This window comes from Sphingobium sp. CR28 (assembly GCF_052327305.1).
In the GTDB taxonomy this organism is placed as follows: Bacteria; Pseudomonadota; Alphaproteobacteria; order Sphingomonadales; family Sphingomonadaceae; genus Sphingobium.
Genome location: NZ_CP182486.1, coordinates 25,291 through 48,846, shown reverse-complemented (window position 1 = coordinate 48,846; position 23,556 = coordinate 25,291). Strand labels below are relative to the sequence as shown.

25 protein-coding genes are annotated in these 23,556 nt (G+C 62.3%); 12 read left to right on the top strand and 13 right to left on the bottom strand.

Annotated elements, in window-relative coordinates:
• Positions 1–61 precede the first annotated feature (61 nt).
• Both ACNAOH_RS00235 and ACNAOH_RS00230 read left to right on the top strand, forming a co-directional pair.
• Positions 62–1,363: a UDP-glucose dehydrogenase family protein gene (locus ACNAOH_RS00235; RefSeq protein WP_443970796.1), complete on the top strand. Its 1,302-nt coding sequence runs from the start codon at positions 62–64 to the stop codon at positions 1,361–1,363.
• A gap of 2 nt (positions 1,364–1,365) precedes the next feature.
• A complete protein-coding gene (locus ACNAOH_RS00230) occupies positions 1,366–2,349 on the top strand; it encodes an SDR family NAD(P)-dependent oxidoreductase (RefSeq protein WP_443970795.1) in 984 nt (327 codons plus the stop codon).
• A 17-nt stretch (positions 2,350–2,366) separates the two neighbouring features.
• Here ACNAOH_RS00230 and ACNAOH_RS00225 read toward each other — a convergent pair whose 3' ends face one another.
• The 4 genes from ACNAOH_RS00225 to ACNAOH_RS00210 all read right to left on the bottom strand — a co-directional run bounded on the left by ACNAOH_RS00225 (position 2,367) and on the right by ACNAOH_RS00210 (position 5,657).
• A complete protein-coding gene (locus ACNAOH_RS00225; RefSeq protein WP_443972154.1) occupies positions 2,367–3,671 on the bottom strand; it encodes an ATP-binding protein in 1,305 nt (434 codons plus the stop codon).
• Between the two features lie 96 nt (positions 3,672–3,767).
• The gene (locus ACNAOH_RS00220) at positions 3,768–4,430 is read right to left on the bottom strand and encodes a response regulator transcription factor (RefSeq protein ID WP_443970794.1); all 663 of its coding nucleotides are present in this window, start codon (positions 4,428–4,430) and stop codon (positions 3,768–3,770) included.
• A 65-nt stretch (positions 4,431–4,495) separates the two neighbouring features.
• On the bottom strand, positions 4,496–4,819 hold the full coding sequence (locus ACNAOH_RS00215; RefSeq protein WP_443970793.1) for a hypothetical protein: 324 nt from the start codon (positions 4,817–4,819) through the stop codon (positions 4,496–4,498).
• A 97-nt stretch (positions 4,820–4,916) separates the two neighbouring features.
• A complete protein-coding gene (locus ACNAOH_RS00210) occupies positions 4,917–5,657 on the bottom strand; it encodes an SIMPL domain-containing protein (RefSeq protein WP_443970792.1) in 741 nt (246 codons plus the stop codon).
• A gap of 130 nt (positions 5,658–5,787) precedes the next feature.
• Here ACNAOH_RS00210 and ACNAOH_RS00205 point away from each other — a divergent pair, with 130 nt between their 5' ends.
• Positions 5,788–7,575, top strand: a complete 1,788-nt coding sequence (locus ACNAOH_RS00205; RefSeq protein WP_443970791.1) for an ATP-binding cassette domain-containing protein — start codon at positions 5,788–5,790, stop codon at positions 7,573–7,575.
• A gap of 331 nt (positions 7,576–7,906) precedes the next feature.
• Here ACNAOH_RS00205 and ACNAOH_RS00200 read toward each other — a convergent pair whose 3' ends face one another.
• From ACNAOH_RS00200 to def, 3 genes are all read right to left on the bottom strand, one after another.
• A complete protein-coding gene (locus ACNAOH_RS00200) occupies positions 7,907–9,241 on the bottom strand; it encodes an amidohydrolase (RefSeq protein WP_443970790.1) in 1,335 nt (444 codons plus the stop codon).
• A gap of 164 nt (positions 9,242–9,405) precedes the next feature.
• Complete coding sequence (locus ACNAOH_RS00195; protein WP_443970789.1) at positions 9,406–10,875, bottom strand: DNA recombination protein RmuC; 1,470 nt, start codon at positions 10,873–10,875, stop codon at positions 9,406–9,408.
• 83 nt (positions 10,876–10,958) lie between these two features.
• Positions 10,959–11,489: a peptide deformylase gene (def, locus tag ACNAOH_RS00190; protein ID WP_443970788.1), complete on the bottom strand. Its 531-nt coding sequence runs from the start codon at positions 11,487–11,489 to the stop codon at positions 10,959–10,961.
• Positions 11,490–11,671: 182 nt separating this feature from the next.
• Here def and ACNAOH_RS00185 point away from each other — a divergent pair, with 182 nt between their 5' ends.
• The 5 genes from ACNAOH_RS00185 to ACNAOH_RS00165 are packed head-to-tail and all read left to right on the top strand — an operon-like array spanning position 11,672 to position 15,819.
• A complete protein-coding gene (locus ACNAOH_RS00185) occupies positions 11,672–12,151 on the top strand; it encodes an RNA pyrophosphohydrolase (RefSeq protein ID WP_443970787.1) in 480 nt (159 codons plus the stop codon).
• A complete protein-coding gene (locus ACNAOH_RS00180) occupies positions 12,148–13,215 on the top strand; it encodes a DUF481 domain-containing protein (protein WP_443970786.1) in 1,068 nt (355 codons plus the stop codon). Before ACNAOH_RS00185 ends, ACNAOH_RS00180 begins: the two co-directional genes overlap by 4 nt.
• A gap of 50 nt (positions 13,216–13,265) precedes the next feature.
• Entirely contained in the window at positions 13,266–14,279 is a 1,014-nt protein-coding gene (locus ACNAOH_RS00175; RefSeq protein ID WP_443970785.1) for an arginine N-succinyltransferase, read from the top strand.
• Positions 14,280–14,286: 7 nt separating this feature from the next.
• Entirely contained in the window at positions 14,287–15,540 is a 1,254-nt protein-coding gene (locus ACNAOH_RS00170; RefSeq protein WP_443970784.1) for an N-succinylarginine dihydrolase, read from the top strand.
• A 57-nt stretch (positions 15,541–15,597) separates the two neighbouring features.
• Complete coding sequence (locus ACNAOH_RS00165) at positions 15,598–15,819, top strand: hypothetical protein (protein ID WP_443970783.1); 222 nt, start codon at positions 15,598–15,600, stop codon at positions 15,817–15,819.
• 48 nt (positions 15,820–15,867) lie between these two features.
• Here ACNAOH_RS00165 and ACNAOH_RS00160 read toward each other — a convergent pair whose 3' ends face one another.
• The 6 genes from ACNAOH_RS00160 to eno form a co-directional block, all read right to left on the bottom strand.
• Positions 15,868–16,341, bottom strand: a complete 474-nt coding sequence (locus ACNAOH_RS00160) for a hypothetical protein (RefSeq protein WP_443970782.1) — start codon at positions 16,339–16,341, stop codon at positions 15,868–15,870.
• Positions 16,342–16,370: 29 nt separating this feature from the next.
• Positions 16,371–17,015, bottom strand: a complete 645-nt coding sequence (locus ACNAOH_RS00155) for a hypothetical protein (protein WP_443970781.1) — start codon at positions 17,013–17,015, stop codon at positions 16,371–16,373.
• Between the two features lie 93 nt (positions 17,016–17,108).
• Positions 17,109–18,488, bottom strand: a complete 1,380-nt coding sequence (locus tag ACNAOH_RS00150; protein ID WP_443970780.1) for a pyruvate dehydrogenase complex E1 component subunit beta — start codon at positions 18,486–18,488, stop codon at positions 17,109–17,111.
• Positions 18,488–19,513 carry a pyruvate dehydrogenase (acetyl-transferring) E1 component subunit alpha gene (gene pdhA, locus ACNAOH_RS00145; protein WP_443972153.1) on the bottom strand — a complete coding sequence of 342 codons (1,026 nt, stop codon included), beginning with the start codon at positions 19,511–19,513 and terminating at the stop codon, positions 18,488–18,490. The genes ACNAOH_RS00150 and pdhA overlap by 1 nt, the downstream gene beginning before the upstream one ends.
• Positions 19,514–19,686: 173 nt before the next feature.
• The gene (locus ACNAOH_RS00140; RefSeq protein ID WP_443970779.1) at positions 19,687–19,998 is read right to left on the bottom strand and encodes an FtsB family cell division protein; all 312 of its coding nucleotides are present in this window, start codon (positions 19,996–19,998) and stop codon (positions 19,687–19,689) included.
• Between the two features lie 83 nt (positions 19,999–20,081).
• Positions 20,082–21,356: a phosphopyruvate hydratase gene (eno, locus tag ACNAOH_RS00135; RefSeq protein ID WP_443970778.1), complete on the bottom strand. Its 1,275-nt coding sequence runs from the start codon at positions 21,354–21,356 to the stop codon at positions 20,082–20,084.
• Between the two features lie 230 nt (positions 21,357–21,586).
• Between eno and ACNAOH_RS00130 the strand changes: the two genes are divergently transcribed.
• From ACNAOH_RS00130 to ACNAOH_RS00115, 4 genes are read left to right on the top strand one after another with little or no spacing between them, the layout of a single operon-like run.
• On the top strand, positions 21,587–22,108 hold the full coding sequence (locus ACNAOH_RS00130) for a hypothetical protein (protein ID WP_443970777.1): 522 nt from the start codon (positions 21,587–21,589) through the stop codon (positions 22,106–22,108).
• Between the two features lie 46 nt (positions 22,109–22,154).
• Positions 22,155–22,538, top strand: coding sequence for a phage holin family protein (locus tag ACNAOH_RS00125; protein ID WP_443970776.1), 384 nt, complete (start codon positions 22,155–22,157; stop codon positions 22,536–22,538).
• Complete coding sequence (locus ACNAOH_RS00120; protein WP_443970775.1) at positions 22,535–22,939, top strand: hypothetical protein; 405 nt, start codon at positions 22,535–22,537, stop codon at positions 22,937–22,939. Before ACNAOH_RS00125 ends, ACNAOH_RS00120 begins: the two co-directional genes overlap by 4 nt.
• Entirely contained in the window at positions 22,860–23,537 is a 678-nt protein-coding gene (locus ACNAOH_RS00115) for a hypothetical protein (RefSeq protein ID WP_443970774.1), read from the top strand. The genes ACNAOH_RS00120 and ACNAOH_RS00115 overlap by 80 nt, the downstream gene beginning before the upstream one ends.
• Positions 23,538–23,556: the final 19 nt, after the last annotated feature.

Sequence of the window (23,556 nt, the reverse complement as noted above, 5' to 3'; positions counted from 1 at the left end):
AACCGGCTCTAAGACAGGAGAGGCAGGTTCCATTGTTCAGGCATGAAGGACAGATTTCTATATGAAAATCACGATGATTGGCTCGGGTTACGTCGGCCTAGTCTCCGGTGCCTGCTTTGCAGATTTCGGGCACGATGTGGTTTGCGTTGACAAGGATGAGAGCAAAATCGCCGCTCTGAAGGAGGGTCGCATCCCGATCTTCGAGCCGGGTCTCGATGCTCTCGTCTCAAGCAACGCTGCCGTCGGCCGCCTGTCCTTCACGACGGACCTGGCGCAAGCCGTCGCGGACGCAGATGCGGTATTCATCGCAGTAGGCACGCCGTCTCGGCGAGGCGATGGTCACGCGGATCTGTCTTATGTCTACGCCGCAGCCGAAGAAATCGCTCAAGCTCTGACCAAGTTCACCGTCATCGTCGACAAATCCACCGTGCCGGTGGGAACGGGAGACGAAGTCGAAAGGATTATCCGCGGCGCAAACCCCGACGCGGAATTTGCGGTGGTATCCAATCCGGAGTTCCTGCGGGAGGGCGCAGCGATCGACGATTTCAAGCGGCCGGACCGCGTTGTCATCGGCGGTGACGATCCGCGCGGCCTGGAGGTCATGCGCGAAATCTATCGCCCGCTCGTTCTGGGACGCTCGCCGATTATCGAAATGAGCCGGCGCGGCGCCGAACTTACGAAATATGCGGGCAATGCCTTCCTCGCGACCAAGATCACGTTCATCAACGAGATCGCGGACCTCTGCGAGAAAGTCGGCGCAGACGTGCAGGAAGTCGCACGCGGCATCGGCCTCGACAACCGCATTGGATCCAAGTTCCTGCACGCAGGCCCCGGCTATGGCGGCTCCTGCTTCCCCAAGGATACGCTCGCGCTCCTGAAAACCAGTCAGGATTATGAGGCGCCCCAGCGCATTGTCGAAGCGGTCGTCGCGGTGAACGATAATCGCAAACGGGCAATGGGCCGGAAGGTCATTCAGGCATGTGGTGGAGACGTTCGGGACAAGACGATCGCGGTTCTGGGCCTCACCTTCAAGCCGAACACCGACGACATGCGCGACAGCCCGGCAATCGCGATTGTGCAGACTCTGCAGGATGCCGGTGCAACGGTGCGCGCCTATGATCCGGAAGGCGTGGAGCAGGCACAGAAGGTGCTGACCGACGTTGTCTATTGCGACAATCCTTATATTGCGATGGAAGGCGCGGACGCACTGGCAATCGTGACCGAGTGGGACGCTTTCCGCGCGCTCGACCTTTCCCGCGTGAAATCGCTGCTCAAGGAGCCGATCTTCGTCGATCTGCGCAATATCTATCCACGTGATATTATTGAAAAGGCAGGTTTCCACTACACCGCAGTGGGGCGCTGACCTTGACTGACAAACCCGTTCTGGTCACCGGCGCTGCCGGATTCATTGGCCATGCCACCGCTCATCGGCTGCTAGACCGGGGGGAGCGCGTCGTTGGAATAGATAATCTGAACGATTATTACGAGACTTCGCTCAAGGAGGCGCGTCTCGCGACGCTCTCGTCGCGCGAAGGCTTCGTGTTCCATTCCGGAGACATTGCCGCGCCGAATGCCGTGGCCGCGCTCATGCGCGAGCACGGCATCACGCGGGTGGTTCATCTCGCCGCCCAGGCGGGGGTGCGCTATTCGATCGACAATCCCTTTGCCTATCAGCACAGCAATCTTGCCGGTCATCTCGCTGTGATGGAGGCATGCCGCCATCAGCCCGACTTCGGGCACCTCGTCTACGCGTCGTCGAGCAGCGTGTACGGCGACCGGCCGATGGACGGAGCGGGCTTTAAGGAAGACGACGCTGTCGATTCTCCGGTGTCGCTCTATGCGGCGACCAAGCGTGCCTGCGAACTGATGAGCACGGCCTATGCCGGACTATACGGCTTCCCCCAGACGGGCCTGCGCTTTTTCACCGTCTATGGCCCGTGGGGCCGGCCGGACATGGCCTATTTCGGGTTCACTCGGAAGATCATGGCTGGCTCGCCAATCGAGGTTTATGGCGAAGGCCGCATGGCGCGGGACTTCACCTATATCGACGACATCGTGGACGGCATTGTCGGCGCGCTCGACAATCCGCCTGAAACCGGAACCAACCGCATATTGAACATTGGCGACAGTCATCCGGTCGGCCTGATGGACATGATTGCAACGCTTGAGAACGCGCTGGGCCGCGAGGCAACCAAGATCATGCGCCCCATGCAACCGGGCGACGTGACGGCTACCTATGCGGACGTAAGCGCGCTTCATGCGCTAACCGGTTACAAGCCGAAGGTCATGCTTGCCGAAGGCTTGGGTAGGTTCGCGGATTGGTATCGCGGATACTACGGCCCTAAATAGAGACAGAGCGCATCTGGTCAGGCGCCGGGCAATTCCAGCCTGACCAGAGCACCACCTAAATCCTCGCTCTCGCTCAGACTCACCGTTCCGCCATAAATTTCCGCCACATCCCGAACGATCGAGAGTCCAAGTCCCGTCCCCGGTTTGCCGCTGTCCAGCCGCACGCCGCGATCGAAAATGCGCACCCTGTCTTCCTCCGGAATGCCGGCACCATCATCCTCGACGACCACAGCGATCATCGGACCGGCACTCTCTACGGTGACGAAAACGCTGCCACCCCCATATTTCGCGGCGTTCTCAATAAGATTGCCGAGCATCTCATCGAGATCCTGCCGCTCCACCCGCACGGCCGCGCCCGGCAAGGCCTGACTATCAATGCGCACGTCCGGATAAAGTCGGCTGACCGCACGCTCGACAGCGTCGAGGCTGGCAGTCACATCCGCCCTGCTCTGTGCGGCTCCCCTACGCCCCAAAGCGCGCGCGCGGGCGAGATGATGATCCATTTGTCGGCGCATCGTGGCCGTCTCACGAATGACCGTCTGGGCTAGGTCAGGCGCTTGTGCGGTTGCGGCATTCATCACCACAGTGAGCGGCGTCTTTAGCGCATGTGCGAGGTTGCCGGCGTGCGTGCGCGCTTCGTCGGCCTGCTGCTCATTATGGGCCAGTAGGGCGTTAAGTTCGTCCACGAGCGGCTGCACGTCTCGCGGCAGCGGTTCGGTCACGCGCGATTGCTTGCCTTCCCGCATCCGCGCGATCGCCAGGCGGATGTGGCGGAGCGGACGCAAGCCATACCAGACCTGCAGAGCGGCCATAGCGATGAGGCCAAGACCGAGAATGGCGAAGCTTTTGACAAGCGTTCCGCGCAGCACGGAGATTTGTTCGTTCAGCCCATCGCGCGTCTGAGCGACGATGAAGGTCCAGCGCGTGCGGCTGCCGGGCAGTTCGATCGTCCGCTCAAGAATGCGGAGCGGCTCTCCGGGGAACTGCGCGCTGTCATAAATATGGTCGCCAGCATCGCGATGCCCCGGCTCCGTCCTGAGCGCGCGATCCCACAGCGAGCGCGACCGCCAGTCGTCGTGCCCCTCACCGCTGACCTGATAGTAGAGCCCGCTCGCCGGCTCAAGAAACCGTTGATCAGCAAGCGGTCGATTGAACAGCACCTCGCCGTCCGGCCCGATTTCAGCGGACGAAACCATCGCGGTCAGGCTGTAACGCAGCCCGTCATCGAAATTGCGGGTAATAGCGGCGGTAAGCACCCTGTCCAGCGCAACGCCACCCGCGAACAGCAGTACGACGATCCACAGCGCTGCGATGCCGATCATCCGCCGGCTCAGAGAGCCGGCCGCTTTCACTCTCGTTGATGCGGGCTGCGCTTCGTCAGTCACGCACGCGCCTCCATGGCTTCAACGTGCCGCTGCTCAGGCCGGATCGTCCAGACTATAGCCAAGGCCACGGATCGTCGAAATGACATCAGAGCCGAGCTTTTTGCGGATGCGTGTGACAAACACCTCAATGGTATTCGAATCGCGATCGAAATCCTGATCGTAAATATGTTCGATCAGCTCCGTGCGGCTGACAACCTTCCCCTTATGATGAAGGAGGTACGAGAGAAGCTTATACTCCTGCGCCGTGAGCTTCACCGGATCGCCCTTCAGCGTCACCTTACCCGAGCGGGTATCGAGGCGGACGTCGCCCGCTATCAGCTCGCTCGACGCATTGCCGGAAGCGCGGCGAATGAGAGCGCGCAAACGCGCGATCAATTCTTCGGACTGGAACGGCTTGGCGAGATAGTCGTCCGCGCCGGCGTCGAGTCCCGCGACCTTGTCAGACCAGCTATCCCGCGCGGTCAGCACCAGAACCGGAAAGTCCCGACCTTCCTTACGCCAGCGGTCAAGCACCGTAAGCCCGTCTATCTCGGGCAAACCGAGATCGAGCACGATTGCGTCATAATTTTCCGTGGAACCGAGAAAATGGCCATCCTCGCCATCCGTCGCCAGATCGACGGCATAACCCGCCCCTTCCAGCGTCGACTTGAGCTGGCGTCCAAGGGTCGGTTCGTCCTCGACGATCAGCAGACGCATCCTTTTCCTCTTCCCTGATAGCGAACGGCCAAGGCTCAGGCCGCGTAAAGACGTAATGCGAGCGCCTAGCGCGCCCAGCCTATGATATCGCCTGTCCGGCCGTCCACATCAACCCAGACAACCTTGCCTTCACGCACATATTTAAGCCGGTAGCTTTTGCGGCGGGCGTCGAACTCCGAGCCGAGATAGGTCGCCTCGCCCACTTCGCGATCGACCTTCCGCTTGAGGACAGAGAACGGCATGACCTGACCGTCCAGCATCGCACGACGCGCGGCATCCTGCTCGTCGCCGCCGCCGAAGAACTGTGCCCGAGCGGGCGCCGCCAAACCGGTCGCCAGCAGCAGCGCAAGCACTATGGGTGCTCTCTTTGTCGTTCCGCCCATCTTCATCTGTCTTGCATAGCTTTAAAGCGTTGAACAACCGCTGAATGATTATGGCGGAAGAAACACCGTTCTCCCGCCATTGGTCAGGTCAGCTGAACGCCGATCAGCGCTCAAGCAGATATTGAAAGCTCAGCGTCACGGAGGTGGAGAGCTGGCCCGGTTCGATCTTCGTCGCCTGCGGCGCGGCCGCCATGACCATGTCCTGCCGCATCATCGGTATAGGCCGGCCAATCTGCCCGGTCTCGGAAATGGCGAGAAGCCGCGCTGACCGGAATCCGGCGGCCTGCGCATAGAAAGCCGCGCGCTCGCCGGCTGCCTTGATGACCTTGGTGCGCGCTTGCTGAAGCAAGGCCGTGTCATCATCGATACCGAAGTTGGGGCCATTAATGTTCGTGGCGCCAGCGGCCACCATCTTGTCGATCATCTCGCCGACAGTCTTGATGTCACGCAGCTTCACCGTCAGCTGGTTGGACGCCTCATAGCCCAGAAAGCGCGGCCCCTGAGCTTCGGTTCGGTTTGAATAGTCATATTGCGGATTGAGATTGAGGCCGCTTGTCTGGATGTCCCGCCGCGCTACCCCGGCTTTGGTGAGCGCCGCGACGAGCTTGTCCATCTGCGTCGCGTTATCGGCCATTGCCTGCCTGGCGGTCTGCGCGCGGGTCTGCACGCCGGTGTTGACGGTCGCCATGTCGGGGGCGCTTTCCACGGAGTCGGTCACACTGAGAGTGACCACCGGACCATTCACCGCATCTGTCGCGACCGGCGTCTGCGCGCGTGCGCCCGCGGACATGAGAACGGTGCTTGCGCCCAGAATAGCTGCGGTCAGCACTATCGATCTCTTCATTGCGTCACTATCCTTCCTTGTCGGCGGAATGTCCGCCTGCGGTGCTTTCATTGAAGACCGAACCATTAACGGCGCGTGACAATCTCCGTCAGCCCTTGGCAAGATTGCTTGCACCTCTTACCGCACTGCCATGTCTCCACCTATTCTTTCTTATGAAAACCTGGGCCTTATTCAGGGTGCAGGATGGCTCTTCCGCCATCTCGATCTCCATATCGGCGAACGGGACCGACTGGCGCTCATTGGCCGGAATGGCGCAGGCAAGACGACCCTCATGAAGCTGATCGCCAACAGCATCGAGTCTGACGAGGGCAAACGCTCGATCGTGCTAGGCACCAATGTCATCATGCTGGAGCAGGATCCGGACGTTAAAGGCTTCGCTACGTTGCGCGATTTTGCCATCGCTGGTGCCAGCGCTCCACCTCTGCACGAAATCGAAGCCATTGCCGACCAGATCGGCATCGATCTCTCGCGCGAGGCGGCTTCGTCAAGCGGCGGCGAACGGCGCCGCGCCGCGATCGCGCGCGCGCTCGCCAGCGCGCCGGATGTGCTCCTGCTCGACGAGCCGACCAACCATCTCGACATTTCCGCGATCGACTGGCTGGAAAACTGGCTCAACCGCTACACCGGTGCATTCGTGGTCATAAGCCATGACCGGACCTTCCTGACCCGGCTCACGCGCTCGACCCTCTGGCTCGATCGGGGCAATTTGCGCCGCAACGAGGTCGGATTCGGCGGTTTCGACGCCTGGATGGAAAAGGTCTATGCCGACGAGGCGCGCAACGCCGAAAAACTCGACGCAAAACTCAAGATTGAGGCGCACTGGCTGGAGCGGGGCGTAACGGCACGGCGAAAGCGCAATCAGGGACGGCTGGCCAAACTGCATGAAATGCGCGCCACGCGCGCATCAATGATCGGCCCGCAGGGCGCCGCAAAACTCGCCGTCGCGGTGGACGACGTGAAGACGAAGAGCGTCATCGTCGCGACGGATGTGAACAAGGCATTCGGCGATCGTGCCATTATCCGCGACTTCTCGCTTCGTATTCAGCGCGGCGATCGCATCGGGATCGTGGGCGGCAACGGCGCGGGCAAGACGACGCTTCTGCGCCTGCTGACCGGCGAACTGGAGCCGGACAGCGGCACAGTGACGCGCGCGAAGACGCTGGACGGCATTGTCATCGATCAGCAGCGCAAGCTCATGACGCCGGAAAAGCGCGTTCGCGACGTTCTGGCCGAAGGCGGCGACTGGATAGAAGTGCGCGGCGTGAAGAAGCATGTGCAGGGCTATCTCAAGGACTTTCTCTTCGAACCCAGCCTTGTCGATGCGCGCGTCGGCACGCTTTCGGGCGGAGAACGCTCCCGCCTGCTCCTTGCCAGGGAATTCGCGCGCGAATCGAACCTGCTCGTGCTCGACGAGCCGACCAATGATCTGGATCTCGAGACGCTCGACCTTCTGCAGGAAGTGATCGCCGACTATGCCGGCACCGTCCTCATCGTCAGCCATGATCGCGACTTCCTCGACCGGACCGTGACAGTGACGCTGGGCCTCGACGGATCCGGCCGAGTCGATGTCGTTGCGGGCGGCTATGCGGACTGGGAGGCGAGGCGCCGCAAACCAGCCGAACAGAAGCGCTCCACCGCCTCAAAGAGCGATACGCCGTCCTCCCCGCCCCCTCCGCGCGCTGCGAAGCTCAGCTACAAGGACCAGCGCGACTATGAGCTGTTGCCCAAGCGCATAGAGGAGATCGAGGCCATCATTGCGGGCCATGAGGCATCGCTCGCCGATCCAGACCTCTACACCCGAGACCCTGATCGTTTTGCCGCCCTCACTGCTGCGATCGACAAAGCCAACGCCGAGAAAGACGTGGCAGAGGAACGCTGGCTGATGATCGCCGAACAGCTGGATGGCTTGAGCGGTTGATCCTTCCCCGGCTGGGTGGGCCGATATCGGCGCAAGAGGAAGGCGACGCGCCTTCAAGTGGAAGGACCGCCCGACCCCTGTGGGATAGAGCCGAACGGTCCCCAAACGCTGAGGAGCTTGCGACCCGTCAGGCGTCTGTCGCCACCCCGCCTCTTGAAGAAGCTGGCGGGCGTCGATGCTATACCAATGCTGCCGTCGTGAATCCCACAGCGACAACAGCTATTTAGGTGCGCACTACCATATCGTAAATGCCCGATATACCGTATAATCGATTGAGACGGATCAATCAGCTTGATCTCTCAGGCAGGGCTGAGGCGCCAGAGCGAAGCACTCAGGACTTCTTCAGGATGTCCAGCGCCGCGAGAGTCAGCGCTTCGCTCGCCGTTCGTATCACGGTCTGGGCTTCCGGTGCCCAGAAGGGGCTGTGCAGGGAGGGAAGCGCTCCGCCGCTCGCCCCTGCCTTCATCTTTTCCGCCGGCACGCCCCCTACCCAAAAGATAAAACTCTGAATGGATTTGTCGGCTCGGTAATATTGGCCGAAATCCTCGCCTCCCATGACGGCGGGCGTCCGGATCACGCGATCCGCGCCGATTTTTTGCCGGAAAAGGGTGGCCATGCGCTCGGAGAACTCCGGCACATTATAGGTCGCCGGTGTGTAATGCGGTTCAGCCTCCACGATCGGCATGCGGTCATCAGGAATGCCCGCCGCGATGGCCTCCCCCTTCGCGATCCGGGCAATCCCGTCGAGGAGCTTCCGACGCGTCGCGTCTGAATAGCTGCGCACGGTGATGAGCAGCTTCGCCTCATCCGGAATGATATTGTGCTTGGCCCCGGCAACGAAGCTGCCCACCGTTACCACTGCGGGGTCGGCGGGATCATTCTCGCGGCTCACCAGAGTCTGAAGCGTGGTGACGATCCGGCTCGCCAACACGATTGGGTCCCGCGTGGTTTGCGGATAGGCGCCGTGGCCTCCCACGCCTCTCACCGTGATGCCGACGCTATCGACATTGGCGAGGGCGTAGCCAGGCGAATAGCCTATCGTCCCCGCCGCGAGATTGGCGGCGTCATGAAAGGCTATGACAGAGGCGGGCTTCGGAAAGCGGGTGAAAAGGCCGTCATCCAACATTGCCGAAGCGCCAAGGCCGATCTCCTCGGCAGGCTGCAGGATCATCACCAGCGTGCCGGACCATCTGTCCTTCAGTGCCACGAGCGTCTGGGCGGTGGCGATCCACGCTGTCATGTGCGTGTCATGGCCACAGGCGTGCATGACGCCGGATTCAATGCCGTCGCGTGTCGTGGCACGCACTTTTGACGCGAAGGGCAACCCGGTCTGCTCGACCACAGGCAGCCCGTCCATGTCTGCCCGGATCATCAACACCGGTCCGGGACCGTTCTCGAGCACAGCGACAACGCCGGTCTGCCCGACCTTCTCCGTGACAGTGAAGCCCAGCTTTCGAGCCTCTGTCGCGAGTTTCGCCGACGTGGCGGTTTCCTGAAAACTCAGCTCCGGGTGCGCGTGAAGATCGCGATAGAGAGTCATGAGCTGCGGCATGGCATCGTCCAGCCGCCGGGCGACCGTTGCATCCGGCTGAGCGCCAGCCTGCGCGGGAACGGCAAGCAAACCGAGTGCACCGGTCAAGAGCGCGGCGCGCATCAACATAGCCATGAAATCATCTCCCTTGCGAATCGGGAGCATAATGGCAATTCGGTGCCGTAAAAGAGGGCGAACGACCGCGATACCGGGGCACGCAGCGAGCTTGAGCGTCATGCGGCCCGGCGCCTTGAAAGCAAGGTTCGACACCCTCAGCGCGAGCGGTCGACGACCGCCCTCTATTCCGCGGCGTTGGGCACCTGGTCCAGCTCGATCCCAGCGCCGGCGGAGCCCTCCGCGTCAACAGCAGATGCCTCCCCTTCGATGGCGCCTGGCAAACGCGCCAGCGCCTCGACAGGAAGTGGCACCTCTATGTCCCGCGAACCGGTCTCGACGGAAAGCTCGCGGAACTTGCGCCCCGTCACCAGCACCCGATTCTCAAAGCTGGAGACGAACTTGTTGTAATGGCCAACCGACGTGGTGAGTGTCCGCCCAAGAGCGCCGAGGTGCCCCGCCGCGACCGCAAGCCGTTCGTACATTTCCTTGCCGAGTGCGCCGATCTTCTGGGCCTCGTCGGCCATCTTTTCCTGCCGCCAGACACTCTCGACGGTGCGGGCAATGGCAATGAGGTTCGTGGGGGTCGCCAGCAGCACGCGCCGCTCGAAGGCCCAATCCCAAAGCCCCGAATCCTGCTCCAGCGCGGCGGAGAGGAAATGCTCGCCGGGGATATACATCACGACATAATCGGCCGCCTTGCCGAAACGGGTCCAGTAATCCTTGGCACCAAGTTGCTGGGCATGCAGCCGCACGGAATTGGCATGATCGCGCAGATGACGGCCGCGCACCTCGTCATCGACTGCCTCGGATGCCTCCAGAAAAGCATTGAGCGAGCACTTCGCGTCGATAATGAGTTCGCGACCGCCAGGAAGCCGAACGACAACATCGGGGCGAAGCCGGCCGTCGTCGGTGTCGACCGACACTTCCTGCCGAAAATCGACATATTCACTGAGCCCCGCCTGCTCCAGGACATTGCGCAGGGACTGTTCCCCCCAACGCCCGCGCGCCTTCGGGCTTGAGCGCAGTGCATTGACGAGACGCGCCGTCTCGTCGCGCACTTGCCCCTGCCCGGCGCGGACCAGATCAACGGCCTCACGAAGCGCGGCGTAACTGTCCACCCGCTCCTTCTCGACCCGGCCCAGCCCTTCTTCATAGCGTTTGAGCGTGGTCTCGACCGGAGCGAGCAGCGACTTGAGGCTCGCCTCGCTCTTGTCATGCGCCTGCGCGAAGCGCTGGTCCGCCCGCTCGATGAGCGCCCGCTGCGCCTCGGACAGGAGCTTGCCCGCCGTCTCGGAAAACTGCGCCGAAAGCTGCTCCCGCGCGGACTTCAGCTCATTGATCTGTGCCGCGAACGCCTCGGCACGCGCTGCCTGATCGGCGCGCATGGCAGCGAGATTCCGCTCGGCCTGATCGCGCGCGACAGCCGTCAGTTCCAGCTTCGTGCGCAAATCATCGACCTGCCCGGACTTCTCCACGGCGACGGCGAGATCGCGAAGAGCAGCGTTGCGCATCTCTTCCAGCGTCACCAGCCGCTCGGCCAGCGTGCGCCTTTCGGCCTCGACGGGCGCAGCCATGCGGGCCCGCAACAGCCAGCCCAGCGCGAGGCCACCTAGAATGGAAGCCAGAATGAGGAGAAATTCGATCAAACTCAAAGGAGCGCCTCGCGATAGGAACGAAGCGAGAACTTACTCAGGACCAGATAGCAGCGCAAGCCCTCGCGCCTGCTCCGCTAAGCTCAAGCAGCCTTGCGCGCCTTGTTGAGCTTCTTGAGCAGCATATCGCGCTTCAGGCGCGAGAGATGATCAATGAAGAGAATGCCCTCGAGATGATCCATCTCATGCTGAAGACAGGTCGCGAGAAGGCCGTCCAGCTCCTCCTCGTGAATACGGCCCTGCCTGTCCATCCAGCTCGCCCGGATCGTCGCGGGCCGCTCAACCTCGGCGAATTGCTCCGGGACGGACAGGCAGCCCTCATTATACACAGAGAGCTCAGGAGAACCGTCAAGGATGCGGGGATTGATGAAAACTCGCGGATTCTTGACCGCCGGGGCGCCTTCCTCGTCGCTTTCGGGCTCTTGGAGATCGATCACCAGAACACGCTTGGGGACGCCAATCTGAATGGCGGCAAGGCCGATGCCTGGAGCGTCATACATCGTCTCGAACATGTCATCGATGAGCGTCTGAAGCTCGTCGTCGATCACCTCCACTGGCGTGGAGATGGTCCGCAACCGGGGGTCCGGCGTTTCGATGATCGGGCGTATGGCCATGGATGCGAGATATGCGGATGAGCCGTCAAGATCAAGGCGGGGTTGATGCTTTGTTCCGATTGCTCTGATCGCCTGGGAGTTGACAAAGCTGTGTCCGTTTCAGCGCCGATCCGGCTCGCCTCTCCGCCATGTCGCAGTGCAATGTCTTGAAGTCCCGCTCCGTCCCGCGTTATGAAATGGTCATGGTCGACATCGATAGATTGCCTTACCGTCCCTGTGTTGGCGTCATGCTTGCCAATCGCGACGGCCTCGTTTTTGTGGGTCGCCGGATCGACAGCAAGGAAGGCGACGCGTGGCAAATGCCGCAGGGCGGAATCGACCCCGGCGAGGATCCGGAAGAGACCGCCATTCGGGAGCTGGGCGAAGAAACGGGCATAGAGCCCGAGCATATCGAGATCCTCGCGCGCGCAGCGTCGACATATCGCTATGATTTGCCTGAACATCTGGCCGGCAAGCTGTGGAAGGGCCGCTATCGGGGTCAGGAGCAATGGTGGTTTCTCGCGAGGTTCACGGGCTCGGACGATGACGTGAACATCGTCACGGCGCATCCCGAGTTCAACGCCTGGCAGTGGCTGGAAGCAGACCGGCTCGTCGACCTGATTGTCCCGTTCAAAAGGGACATATACCGGGCAGTGATCGCTGAGTTCAGGGACCGGCTATGACGATCCGAACTGCTGCGACGATTCTCGCGGGCCTTTTGCCTGCGTCCATTGCATGCGCTCAGCTTCCGCCCGACTTCAGGGTGGACGAAGACGATCCCGACCTTGAGTTGCCCGCGTTTCCGGCGGCCGTCATTGCATCGGAGACGCCTCCGCCCGTCGTCAATCAATTGCCTGAAGCCGTGCGGGAACTGCTTCGGCAGGCAATGCATGACAGTGACGATGCGGCAGTGCAGGCGATCGCACGGGCCGCGCAGGCGACCTATCCCGGCGCGCAGAAAGACCTGGACGAGTTCGTGGGCCAGTGGAACGTGGAGAACAAACGGCGTGGCGAGCTGCTGCTTGCCCTCGCCGACGTGCCGGTCGTCGTGAACACAGGGCGACTGCGCGAGGTCGAGATCGAGCCGATCAACCCACGGTTCTGGAGTGGACGCGGCGAGCTGGGCGGGTTTCGCTCGACCGGCAGCACAAGCGAATTCGGCGTGAGCGCGGCGCTTACCGTCAACTACCGGATCGGGCGATGGCAGCATGTGCTCAAGGGCACGCTTGATTATCGTCAGTCCAACGGGCGGGTCAGTCAGGAGAACTGGCTGCTTGGTTACGAGCCGCGACTCCAGATCGACCCGGATCTCTTTGTATACGGGCTAGCGCAGTATGAGCACGCGCCGTTTGTGGGCTTCGACGAGCGATACACCGTATCGACCGGCCTTGGCGCGATGCTCATCAAGGAAAGCGACATGAACCTGCGCATCACGGCAGGCCCAGCTTATCGACAAGTCAATTATGTTCTGGGTTCGAACGAGAGCCGCCTTGGCGCACGCAGCGCTCTGGATTTTGACTGGAAGCTCTCGCCGACCGTGCGGTTCACGCAGACTGCTAGTTCCTATGTGGAAAAGGACATCCTCACCCTGGGCCTGAACAGCGGGATAACCGCCCAGATCATGGCGCGGCTGGCGTCCCGCTTCTCCTATAATGTCCAACTCGAAAATAATGGCAAGCCGGGCGATCTGCAGTATATCCGGCGGCTCGACACGACTAGCCGCGTCAGCCTCGTCTACGATTTCTAGGCTAACCGCCGGGGGTGGAGCGGCGCTGCGGGCTTTGCTACACCTACTCAATGAGCTTCCTCATTCGCCCGGCCCGCTCCGACGATCTGCAAACCATCTACGAGATGGCGAAGCTGACCGGCGGTGGCTTCACCAACCTCCCGCCCGATCGAAGCGCCCTTGGCGCGAAGCTCGCCCGCACCACGGACGCGCTCGGCCGGACGACGGACGTGCTGGCGGACGAACTCATCATGCTGGTGCTGGAGAATGCCGAAACCCGGCAGGTTCGCGGCACATGCCAGATCTTTTCGGAAGTGGGCCAGCGATGGCCCTTCTACAGCTACCGTATATCAGTGATGACACAGCACAGCCGCGAGCTTGCCCGCACTTTTCGTGCGGAGATGCTCACGCTGACCACGGACCTCGAAGGATCTACGGAAGTCGGTGGCCTGTTCCTGCACCCGCGCGAGCGCGCCGAGGGTCTGGGGCAACTTCTCGCGCGCAGCCGCTATCTCTATATCCGCCAGCATCGGGCGCGCTTTGGCGACCGTGTGATCGCGGAGCTTCGCGGTGTGATCGACGAAGCAGGCGGCTCTCCGTTCTGGGATGGCCTTGCGGGTCGGTTCTTCGGCATGAGCTTTCAGGAGGCCGACGAATTTAACGCAATTAACGGCAACCAGTTCATTGCCGACCTGATGCCCAAGACGCCGATTTACACAGCCATGCTGACGGATAGTGCCCGCAGCGTAATCGGCCTGCCCCACCCCACGGGCCGGGCGGCCATGCGCATGCTTGAGACGGAGGGCTTCGCGAACACTGGCTATGTCGACATTTTCGACGGTGGCCCCACCATGATCGGCAAGACAGACGAGTTGCGGACGATCGCGGGCGCACGTGATGTCACGGTCTCCGGTATTCTCGACGAAGGCGGCGAGCGGGTGCTCGCGGCCGCCGGGCAGCTTGCCGACTTCCGCTGTTGTTTTGCCCGCGTGAGCGAAGCGCCCGACGGCGTTCTGGTGGATCAGGCCGCCCTGTCCCTGCTTGATCTGAAGCCCGGCGAAACGCTGACCATCTCGGCGAGGTAAGAGAGCCGTGCTCACCGAGATCAACTTCGACGGCCTGATCGGCCCCAGCCACAATTATGCAGGCCTCAGTCTGGGCAATCTGGCGTCCGCGCGTAATGCCGGCGAAACGGCCTTTCCGCGCGCCGCGGCCTTGCAGGGGCTGGCGAAAATGCAAGCCAATCTCGCGCTTGGTCTGCCACAGGGCTTGCTGCTGCCCCACGACCGACCGGACGACGCATGGCTGGCCAGCCTCGCGACTGACAACGCCACCGCCGAACCGCGACTGCGCGCCGCCGCATGGTCGGCCTCGGCAATGTGGGCGGCAAACGCGGCCACTGTTTCCCCTGCACCCGACACGGCGGACGGTCGCTGTCACCTCAGCGTCGCCAATCTCGTCACCATGCCGCATCGCAGCCATGAATGGCCGCAGACATTGCGCCAGCTACGGGTGGCGTTTGCGGACGAGACCCAGTTCATGGTGCATGGCCCCGTGCCACCCCCTTTTGGCGACGAAGGCGCAGCCAACCATATGCGGCTGTGCCCCAAGCATGGCGAGGCCGGGCTCGAGATCTTTGTCTATGGGGAAAGCAGCGGCCCGTTTCCGGCCCGGCAGCACCGGCAGGCCAGCGAAGCGATATCGCGCCGGCATGGGCTCGATCCCGCTCGCACTCTTTTCGTCCGCCAATCAGACGAGGCGATCGCAGCGGGCGCATTTCACAACGATGTCGTCGCGGTCGCCAACGAGACGGTGCTCTTTGCCCATGAGCAGGCCTTTGCAGATCGGGAGCGCGCGCATGAGCAGATCATGTCCCGCGCGCCATGGGCGCAGATTATCGAAGTGCCCGCACAGGCTGTCAGCCTCGCCGATGCCATCCGGAGTTATCTCTTCAACGCGCAGCTTGTGAGCCTCCCGAACGGCGACGGCATGGCGCTGGTCCTTCCCACAGAGGCCCGAAACACGCCGCGCGTCTGGAACTGGCTGGAGACTATGATCGCCGGGAACGGTCCGATACGCCGGTTAATTCCGGTCGATGTGCGCCAATCCATGGCGAATGGCGGCGGGCCGGCGTGCCTGCGCCTGCGTGTCGTCTGCGATCCGGCTTCGGTCGATCCCCGCTTCCTGCTCGATGGAGACAAGATCGACCGCTTGTCAGCGCTGGTGGACATATTTTGGCCCGAGGCCATTCATCCAGACGATCTCACCAGCACAACGTTCATGACCCAAATCAGGACAGCGCGGGCCGAACTTCTTGCTGCACTGGACCTTGCCGAACTTGGTTAACTGCCAGATAACTTTTAAAGTTGTTGTCGTGTTAACGATGGGCTGAGGACAGGACCGATGGAAAGGATCAAGCGTCTCTTCACCATCCGGACCAAGTTCGAGGCGTTCATGGCAATCTACGCCCTCGCGTTAGGCGCCTGCCAGCGCGGCGTTCATTATCTGGAACAATATCCGGGATTTGGTGGGAAGCTGCTTTTCCTCTGCTGCTGCAGTGCGGTCATGATCGCTGGCGGGCTCATGATTGACGGCGTGGAACTCAAGCGCGCTTATCGGCGCTGAACAAAAAGCCGCTGATCCGCCGTGCTTGAACGGCCCCAATAGCGACGTTCAGTCATCGCAAGCGCACACGGGCTTCCGCACGGCTGGCTTCGGTGCCGTCGTTGCGAACTCGGCTCTGGATAGCCGACCATCCCGATTTGCGTCGGCCGTGCTGAAACGGTCAGACGTGCGAACAGCCCACTCCTCGAACGAGAGAAGATTATTGCCGTCCTTGTCGAGCGCTTTGAACGCCTTGACACGGCTGCCCATCATTTCCGCCCGCGTGATGATATTGTTCCGATCCCGATCATATCGATCGAAGCGCTTTTCCTCACGCGAGCGCGCATCCGCCTTCGGCAAAGCGGGAAGTGCTGCACCGACCGCATCCGGATCGCCTTCAGGCGGCACGTTCGGCAGGGACGCGGAAGGCGCACGCTGAGCGACCAGCGGCTGAGTGGCGAGTTCGGCGCGATCCTGCCACCAGAAAAGGCCCGCCGAGAGCAGCATAAGCGCCGCCACAATGCCTGCGAAGAATCGTCCCATAGCCCCCTGCCCCGTCTATGATCGCAAGGCTAGGCGAAGAGCAGCCCGCGCAAAAGCCTGAGATAATGGCGTGGCGCAAATGGCCCCGGAACACGCCCCGCGCGTATGTCCGGCAGGGCGACCGCCATTGCCAACCTCAGTGGACGCGGAAGGCGCGCTTCGCGCAATGATGAGGAAGACGCGAGTTCCTGCCCCATTGCGATGGCGCGCTTCGCGAGATCGAGATCCCGAACATGCCCGGACAGATCCCACAGTGCCCATATGGCGCCGGCCGATGCCACCGCAGCCTCAGCACCCCCGATAAGCCCGAAAATTCCTGCGCCTCGTTCGTCCGCATAGCGCTGAAGATCGATCGACTCGCCGTCGCTGCCTTCCTCGACAAGGGAGCGCCAACCGTCGATGAGTCGAGCAGCGTATGCGCGCGCCTCGTCAGAGGGTTGAGCAGCGCGCCATGCCTCAACCAACGGTTCGCCATTTCCTTTGCTGCGGTCGTCCGCAACGAGCGCTTCCTCCCACCACGCCATGCGGATGAGGGCGATCATCGGCTCGCTCACACCGCGCACGACAGCGGCAAGGCGCTGATCGAGCGTCCAGACGATCTCATGCCACTGCCGCTCGCCGGCAAGAGCATGAGCCAGAAGCAGCCTCTGGAGGGGCGGCAGACCCTCGCTCAAGACTCAGCTCCCTGCGGCATGAAGAGACGCGCCGTCATCAGAACGAGCCTGGTTCGGCCAGAAAGGGAGTGCGAAACACGCCCTCTCAATGCCTCAGTGATAGGTGACCTTCTTCACCGCAGCGACCACGCGGGCCGCGTCGACAAGCGCCATCTTCTCCAGATTGGCGGCATAGGGCAGCGGCACATCCTCGTTCGTGACGCGCAATACCGGCGCATCCAGATCGTCGAAGCCCTGCTCCATGGCGACTGCTGCGATTTCCGAGGAAATCGAGCAAACGGGCCAGCCTTCCTCGACCACGACCATACGATTGGTCTTCTTGAGACTTTGGAGGACCGTCGCGGTATCGAGGGGACGCAGCGTGCGCAGATCGATGACTTCGGCATCAATGCCCTCGCCTGCCAGCGTCTCAGCGGCTTCGAGCGCAACGCCGACGCCGATCGAGTAGCTGACGATCGTCACGTCCTTGCCCGGCCGGACGATCCGCGCCTTGCCGATGGGCAGGACATAATCGTCGATCGCCGGCACATCGAAGCTGCGGCCATAGACCAGTTCGTTCTCCAAGAAGACCACCGGGTCTTCCGAGCGAATCGCCGCCTTGAGCAAGCCCTTGGCGTCGGCACTGTCATACGGCGCGATGACGATCAGGCCCGGCACCGCGGCATACCAGGGACCATAGTTCTGGCTGTGCTGAGCCGCCACGCGCGAGGCCGCGCCGTTGGGGCCACGGAACACGATCGGGCAGCGCATCTGTCCGCCGGACATATAATTGGTCTTGGCGGCTGAGTTGATGATGTGATCGATCGCCTGCATGGCGAAGTTGAACGTCATGAACTCGATGACCGGGCGGAGGCCGCCCATGGCAGCGCCGGTGCCGACGCCTGCGAAGCCATATTCAGTGATCGGCGTGTCGATCACGCGACCGGGGCCGAACTCTTCGAGCAGGCCCTGCGTAACCTTATAGGCGCCCTGATACTCGGCGACTTCCTCGCCCATCACGAAAACGCGAGGATCCTTGCGCATTTCTTCGGCCATCGCATCGCGCAGAGCCTCGCGAACGGTCGTGCGGACCATCGCGGTTCCTTCCGGCAGACCGGGATCGGCCTGCGGAGCGACTTGCGCCGGGGTGATGGCCTCGGCGGCCTCCTCCTTGGGCGTCGGCTTCACTTCCGGTGCAGCCGGCGGTGCCGACTCGGTGGCTTTGGCTTCAGTCGCCGGCTCGGCCGCTCCGCCCTCGGATGTCAGCCGCGCGATCGGCGTGCCGACCTTCACATTGTCCGTGCCTTCGGCGATCAGAATCTTCTCGATCGTGCCCTCGTCGACCGCCTCGAACTCCATCGTGGCCTTGTCGGTCTCGATCTCGGCCATGATGTCGCCGGCCTTGACCTCATCGCCTTCCTTGACGAGCCATTTGGCGAGCGTGCCTTCCTCCATGGTGGGAGAAAGCGCGGGCATCTTGATTTCCAGGCTCATCAGTAGCGCTCCACCAGAACGTCCGTGTAGAGCTCAGCCGCCTCGGGCTGGGGCGAAGTTTCCGCGAAATCTGCCGCTTCACTCACGATCTTCTTGATCTCCTGATCGATTGCCTTGAGATCGGCCTCGGCAACGCCGGCCGCCTCCAGATACTTCTTCGCGCCCTCAATCGGGTCCGAATTCTCCCTCATCGCCTGAACTTCTTCACGCGAACGGTACTTCGCCGGATCCGACATCGAGTGTCCGCGATAGCGATATGTCTTCATTTCGAGGAGGATCGGCCCCTTGCCGCCCTGCACCCATTCGAGTGCCGCCTCGGTTGCGCCACGCACCGCGAGCACGTCCATACCGTCAACCTGGATGCCGGGGATACGGAAGCTCTCGCCACGGCGATAAAGCTGGTCCTCCGCCGAGGAGCGCGCCACCGACGTGCCCATGGCATATTGGTTGTTTTCGATCACGAAAATGATCGGCAGTTTCCAGAGCTCCGCCATGTTGAAGCTCTCGTACACCTGCCCTTGATTGGCCGCGCCGTCGCCGAAATAGGCGACGCAGACACCGCCATCCTGACTATATTTGTGCGCGAAACCGAGCCCGGCACCGAGCGACACCTGCGCGCCGACGATACCGTGGCCGCCGTAGAATTTGTGCTCGACGCTGAACATATGCATCGAACCGCCCTTGCCGCGCGAGATACCGGCCTCACGACCGGTGAGCTCGGCCATGATGATCTTGGGGTCGATGCCGTAAGCCAGCATGTGGCCATGGTCGCGATAGCCGGTGATCACGCTGTCCTTGCCCGGCGTCAACGCGGACTGGATGCCGACGGCCACAGCCTCCTGGCCGATATAAAGATGGCAGAAACCGCCGATGAGGCCCAGCCCGTACAGCTGCCCGGCCCGCTCCTCGAACCGGCGGATAAGCAGCATCTGGCGGTAGAATTCGAGCAGTTCGTCCTTGCTGGCCTTATAGTCCTTCGGCTCGGCCGGGCGTTCCTGATTATGATCGGCACCCGGCGGCGTCATGCGCGGCGACGCGCTGGTCGAAGAAGATTTTGCAGGGCGGGGCGAGGCTGCTTTGGCCAAGACGGAGCGTCCTTATGCGGTGGATTTACCGCCCGCTATAGTCGCGTGAGCAACCGGAACGCAATGTCGGAAGGCCGCTTTTTACACGCGAGCAAAACCCGCGCCAAAGAGCGTCAATGGATGGGAATGACAACTTCGTCCGGATGAGTAACGCCAAGATCACGACGGACCAGCTCTTCCACCATGTCGCGGTCTGCGTGGCGGGGATCCAGCAGCCGCACCCGGTTCGCGAGCGCGGCCTGCTGAGCCTTGAGGATACGAAGCTCGGCACTCCGCTCCTGAATCTGGCGCGAGTAATCCCCCCAGGCCAGGATACCCTTGGGCCCGAAAATGGCATAGGCGATGAAGATCAAAACGAGCGCGATCGAGATGGCCGGAACGAGGGCTGACCCGAAAAGCAGTCTTAATCTTGCTATATGCGCCATAAACCCTTCGAATCACGCCAGCGCGGGAAATTCAAGAGAATTTCGTCGTTTCGCGACGAATTGTGTGTCCGGCGCGGAATCGATCAGCTGAAGATCGAGGTGCCAGCGTAGCGCGCGACCGGACCAAGCTGCTCTTCGATGCGGATGAGCTGGTTATACTTGGCAAGCCGATCCGAGCGGGCCAGCGAGCCGGTCTTGATCTGTCCGCAATTCGTCGCCACCGCCAGATCGGCGATGGTGGCGTCCTCAGTCTCGCCCGAACGATGCGACATCACATTGGTGTAGCGTGCGCGGTGCGCCAGCTCGACCGCCGCCAGCGTCTCGGTGAGAGATCCGATCTGGTTCACCTTGACCAGCATCGAGTTGGCGAGTCCCTTCTCGATGCCCATGGCGAGGCGCTTGGGATTGGTGACAAACAGATCGTCGCCAACGAGCTGGCACTTGTTCCCGATCTTGTCGGTCAGGATCTTCCAGCCTTCGAAGTCGTCCTCGCTCATGCCATCTTCGATGGACTTGATCGGATAGCGCGCGACGAGATCGGCCAGATAGTCCGCCATCTCAGCCGGTGAAAGCGTCTTGCCCTCACCCGAAATCACATAGCTTCCGTTCTTGAAGAACTCGGTCGCTGCGCAATCGAGCGCGAGCACGACATTCTCGCCCGGCCGATAGCCAGCCTTCTCGATGCTGGCCATGATGAAGTCGAGCGCCTCGACGGTAGAGGCGATGTTCGGCGCGAAGCCGCCCTCGTCGCCGACGCCTGTCGCCAGACCTTTGTCATGCAGGCCTTTCTTGAGCGTGTGGAAGATTTCGGAACCGATCTGCACGGCATGGGCGATGCTCTCCGCACCCACCGGCATGATCATGAACTCCTGGAAGTCGATCGGGTTGTCTGCATGCTCGCCGCCATTGATGATGTTCATCATCGGCACGGGCAAGACGTGCGCCGAGACGCCGCCGACGTAGCGATAGAGCGGCAGGCCGCGCGCATCGGCGGCGGCCTTCGCGACCGCAAGAGAGACGCCAAGAATCGCGTTTGCGCCCAGACGCGCCTTGTTCTCCGTACCGTCGAGCGCGATCATCGCCTCGTCGATATCAGCCTGATCCTCAGCGTCCATGCCGATGATCTCACCGGCGATTTCGTCGTTCACTGCGGCCACGGCCTGAAGCACGCCCTTGCCGAGATAAACGCCCTTGTCCCCGTCCCGCTTTTCGACGGCTTCATAAGCTCCAGTCGATGCGCCCGAAGGTACGGCAGCCCGGCCAAAGCTTCCATCCTCGAGCAGCACGTCCACTTCCACGGTGGGATTGCCGCGGCTATCCAGAATCTGGCGCGCGTGAATGTCGAGAATCTCGGTCATGGCGGTGGTCCTCTGCACTGGATGCCTGATGAAACTGGCAGCCGCTTACGCAAGGGTGCGGCGCGGATCAATGGGCGGATCAATGGAAAGCGGTGCTGCTCCCTCCAACGATGCGAACCAACTTTCCGACACGGCCACGGAACAATCAGGCGGCCAGCCCTGTTAAAGGGACCGTGCCCTGCTATATGGAGTGGGATCGCGCGATCATTCTTGCTTCGAAAGGATCGAAAATGGCGGAAGAGAGCAAGCCGGCACCCAAGCGCCCGGTCCGGACTACACCCAAGAAAACCACCCCATCCAAGCCCGGCCCCAAGGCCAAGTCGAGCGCTGCTACGGCAGCGCCCGCCCGGAAACCACGCGCAAAGCCCAAGACAGCGCCCTCTCGCACCGATGGATGGCGCGAGCAGGCAAGCGTCGTCGCTGAGCAGGCGAAGACCACGGCCTGGTCTGCCGCCGCCACCGCCAAGAGCAGCACTGGCTCTGCTCTTCATGGCTTATCCAAGCTGATCTCGGACACCGCTGAGACAGTCGATAGCCGCCTTGGCCCGCAATATGGCGACTATGCCCGTCAGGCAGCAGAAGCCGTCGCGGGTGCCGCGCAATCGCTCGATGCGAAGGATGTCGACCAGCTTGCCGAGGAAGCACGCGATTTCGTTCGCAAGAGCCCTGCCGTCGCCATTGGCGCTGCTGCGGTCGTCGGCTTCGTTCTCATGCGACTGGCACGCGGCGGAGGATCGGACAGCGAAAGCTGAGACCTACGCGTCGTCCCTCATGCGGACGTCAGGGGAGTAATGCATCTTGTTAGAGGGTGAGGAGCACGCCCAGACGACGGACGCACCTGAGCCGTCGGGCGGCGCGGACGAAAGCGTCCGTGCGACGATGGAAAGGCTCGTCGCCGCTGGGCAGGAACTGCTCAGTGCCGAGCTGGAATGGGCGAAGCTGAAGGCTGCGGCAACCGGCGCTGCGCTAAGAAACGCGGCGGTTCTGGGAATCCTCGCCATTCTGCTAGCACTTGCCGGGCTAACGACGTTGTTGTTCGGGATCATCCTGGCGCTGACTCCCCTCATCGGCGCGGTCTTCGCGACTCTGCTTGTTGCCGTTGTGACAATAGGGATCGCGCTCATTCTCATCCTGTTGGCGCGCCGCTCCCTGAGTGGAATAGCCCGGAATCGCGAAGCATGACGGCGCGCAACCACACCGTTATGGAAGCCCGGCGCCGGGCCGACGCAGCGCGGATAGCCTTTCGAGCGGCATCGATCTCTGCCCGTGAACGGATCGCGCCGGGCCGCCTCAAAGAGGACGCCGTGGTCGCTGTGACAAACCGGCTGAATGAAACCCGCTCGGCGAGCGTGGCGCTGGTCAAGCGACGGCCAGTCCTTTCCGTGCTGATCGGCGGAACGCTCGCGGCACTTCTTTTTTGGCGGCCCGTTATAGCGCTTAGTCGAGGGAGCGGGAAACTCGCGCGCACGGTGCGCGACCGGATCGAACAATGGAGGATGACACATGGCAACGCGCAACAAGAACAGCCAGCCGAACAAGAAGGTGGCGAACAGCCGGATCAGCACGCTCAAGAGCGCGTCTAAGCGGACGCGCGATGGCGTGAGCGACATCGTGACCGCCACGCGACGGAAAAGCGGCGACGTGATCGGCGACGCTCGCGAGAAGAGCTATCGCGCCGCGGGCGAAGCCAACCGCATCTTTCAGGATCATCCCGTCGCGACGATCGCGGCAGCGGCAGCGGTGGGCGCGGCGATCGGCATTTTCATGCCGCGCCTGAAGCTCGCGAGCCGCGGCGCGCAACTGGTCTCTCGCGCGGCTGGTCTGGCCGCCACGGCTGAGACGGCACGAGCCGTACTCTCCGGCCTTAACGGCGCTGGAGAGGCGGCGCGTAAGGCCGCTGCGGAAAGCGCCGACACAGCCCTCTCTGCTGCTCAGCGGGGGGCAAAGGCGGCCCGCTCCGCAGCCGCAATTGGCGCGGAAGCGGCACGAAATGCGGCGCATGTGAGCGCGGAAACCGCACGCAGCGTTGCCCATACGGGTGTCGAGGCGGCACGCGAAGGCATTGCGCATCTTCCCAGCGCCAAGGCGGTGCGCGCCACGGCCGAGAAGGTGAGCGAAGAGGTGGCGAGCGTCGCCCGGCGCGCCGTCAATACGGCAAAAGCGGCACTGAAAGACCAGTAAGTTGCGGGGCGAGGTTCTT

What these genes read in the sequence shown, in the direction of transcription:
- ACNAOH_RS00235 (WP_443970796.1), top strand. Translation starts at nt 62, where the DNA reads ATGAAAATCACGATGATTGGCTCGGGTTACGTCGGCCTAGTCTCCGGT.
- ACNAOH_RS00225 (WP_443972154.1), bottom strand. Translation starts at nt 3,671, where the DNA reads ATGATCGGCATCGCAGCGCTGTGGATCGTCGTACTGCTGTTCGCGGGT.
- ACNAOH_RS00220 (WP_443970794.1), bottom strand. Translation starts at nt 4,430, where the DNA reads ATGCGTCTGCTGATCGTCGAGGACGAACCGACCCTTGGACGCCAGCTC.
- ACNAOH_RS00215 (WP_443970793.1), bottom strand. Translation starts at nt 4,819, where the DNA reads ATGAAGATGGGCGGAACGACAAAGAGAGCACCCATAGTGCTTGCGCTG.
- ACNAOH_RS00210 (WP_443970792.1), bottom strand. Translation starts at nt 5,657, where the DNA reads ATGAAGAGATCGATAGTGCTGACCGCAGCTATTCTGGGCGCAAGCACC.
- ACNAOH_RS00205 (WP_443970791.1), top strand. Translation starts at nt 5,788, where the DNA reads ATGTCTCCACCTATTCTTTCTTATGAAAACCTGGGCCTTATTCAGGGT.
- ACNAOH_RS00200 (WP_443970790.1), bottom strand. Translation starts at nt 9,241, where the DNA reads ATGGCTATGTTGATGCGCGCCGCGCTCTTGACCGGTGCACTCGGTTTG.
- def (WP_443970788.1), bottom strand. Translation starts at nt 11,489, where the DNA reads ATGGCCATACGCCCGATCATCGAAACGCCGGACCCCCGGTTGCGGACC.
- ACNAOH_RS00185 (WP_443970787.1), top strand. Translation starts at nt 11,672, where the DNA reads ATGGTCGACATCGATAGATTGCCTTACCGTCCCTGTGTTGGCGTCATG.
- ACNAOH_RS00180 (WP_443970786.1), top strand. Translation starts at nt 12,148, where the DNA reads ATGACGATCCGAACTGCTGCGACGATTCTCGCGGGCCTTTTGCCTGCG.
- ACNAOH_RS00175 (WP_443970785.1), top strand. Translation starts at nt 13,266, where the DNA reads ATGAGCTTCCTCATTCGCCCGGCCCGCTCCGACGATCTGCAAACCATC.
- ACNAOH_RS00165 (WP_443970783.1), top strand. Translation starts at nt 15,598, where the DNA reads ATGGAAAGGATCAAGCGTCTCTTCACCATCCGGACCAAGTTCGAGGCG.
- ACNAOH_RS00160 (WP_443970782.1), bottom strand. Translation starts at nt 16,341, where the DNA reads ATGGGACGATTCTTCGCAGGCATTGTGGCGGCGCTTATGCTGCTCTCG.
- ACNAOH_RS00150 (WP_443970780.1), bottom strand. Translation starts at nt 18,488, where the DNA reads ATGAGCCTGGAAATCAAGATGCCCGCGCTTTCTCCCACCATGGAGGAA.
- pdhA (WP_443972153.1), bottom strand. Translation starts at nt 19,513, where the DNA reads ATGACGCCGCCGGGTGCCGATCATAATCAGGAACGCCCGGCCGAGCCG.
- ACNAOH_RS00140 (WP_443970779.1), bottom strand. Translation starts at nt 19,998, where the DNA reads ATGGCGCATATAGCAAGATTAAGACTGCTTTTCGGGTCAGCCCTCGTT.
- eno (WP_443970778.1), bottom strand. Translation starts at nt 21,356, where the DNA reads ATGACCGAGATTCTCGACATTCACGCGCGCCAGATTCTGGATAGCCGC.
- ACNAOH_RS00130 (WP_443970777.1), top strand. Translation starts at nt 21,587, where the DNA reads ATGGCGGAAGAGAGCAAGCCGGCACCCAAGCGCCCGGTCCGGACTACA.
- ACNAOH_RS00120 (WP_443970775.1), top strand. Translation starts at nt 22,535, where the DNA reads ATGACGGCGCGCAACCACACCGTTATGGAAGCCCGGCGCCGGGCCGAC.
- ACNAOH_RS00115 (WP_443970774.1), top strand. Translation starts at nt 22,860, where the DNA reads ATGGCAACGCGCAACAAGAACAGCCAGCCGAACAAGAAGGTGGCGAAC.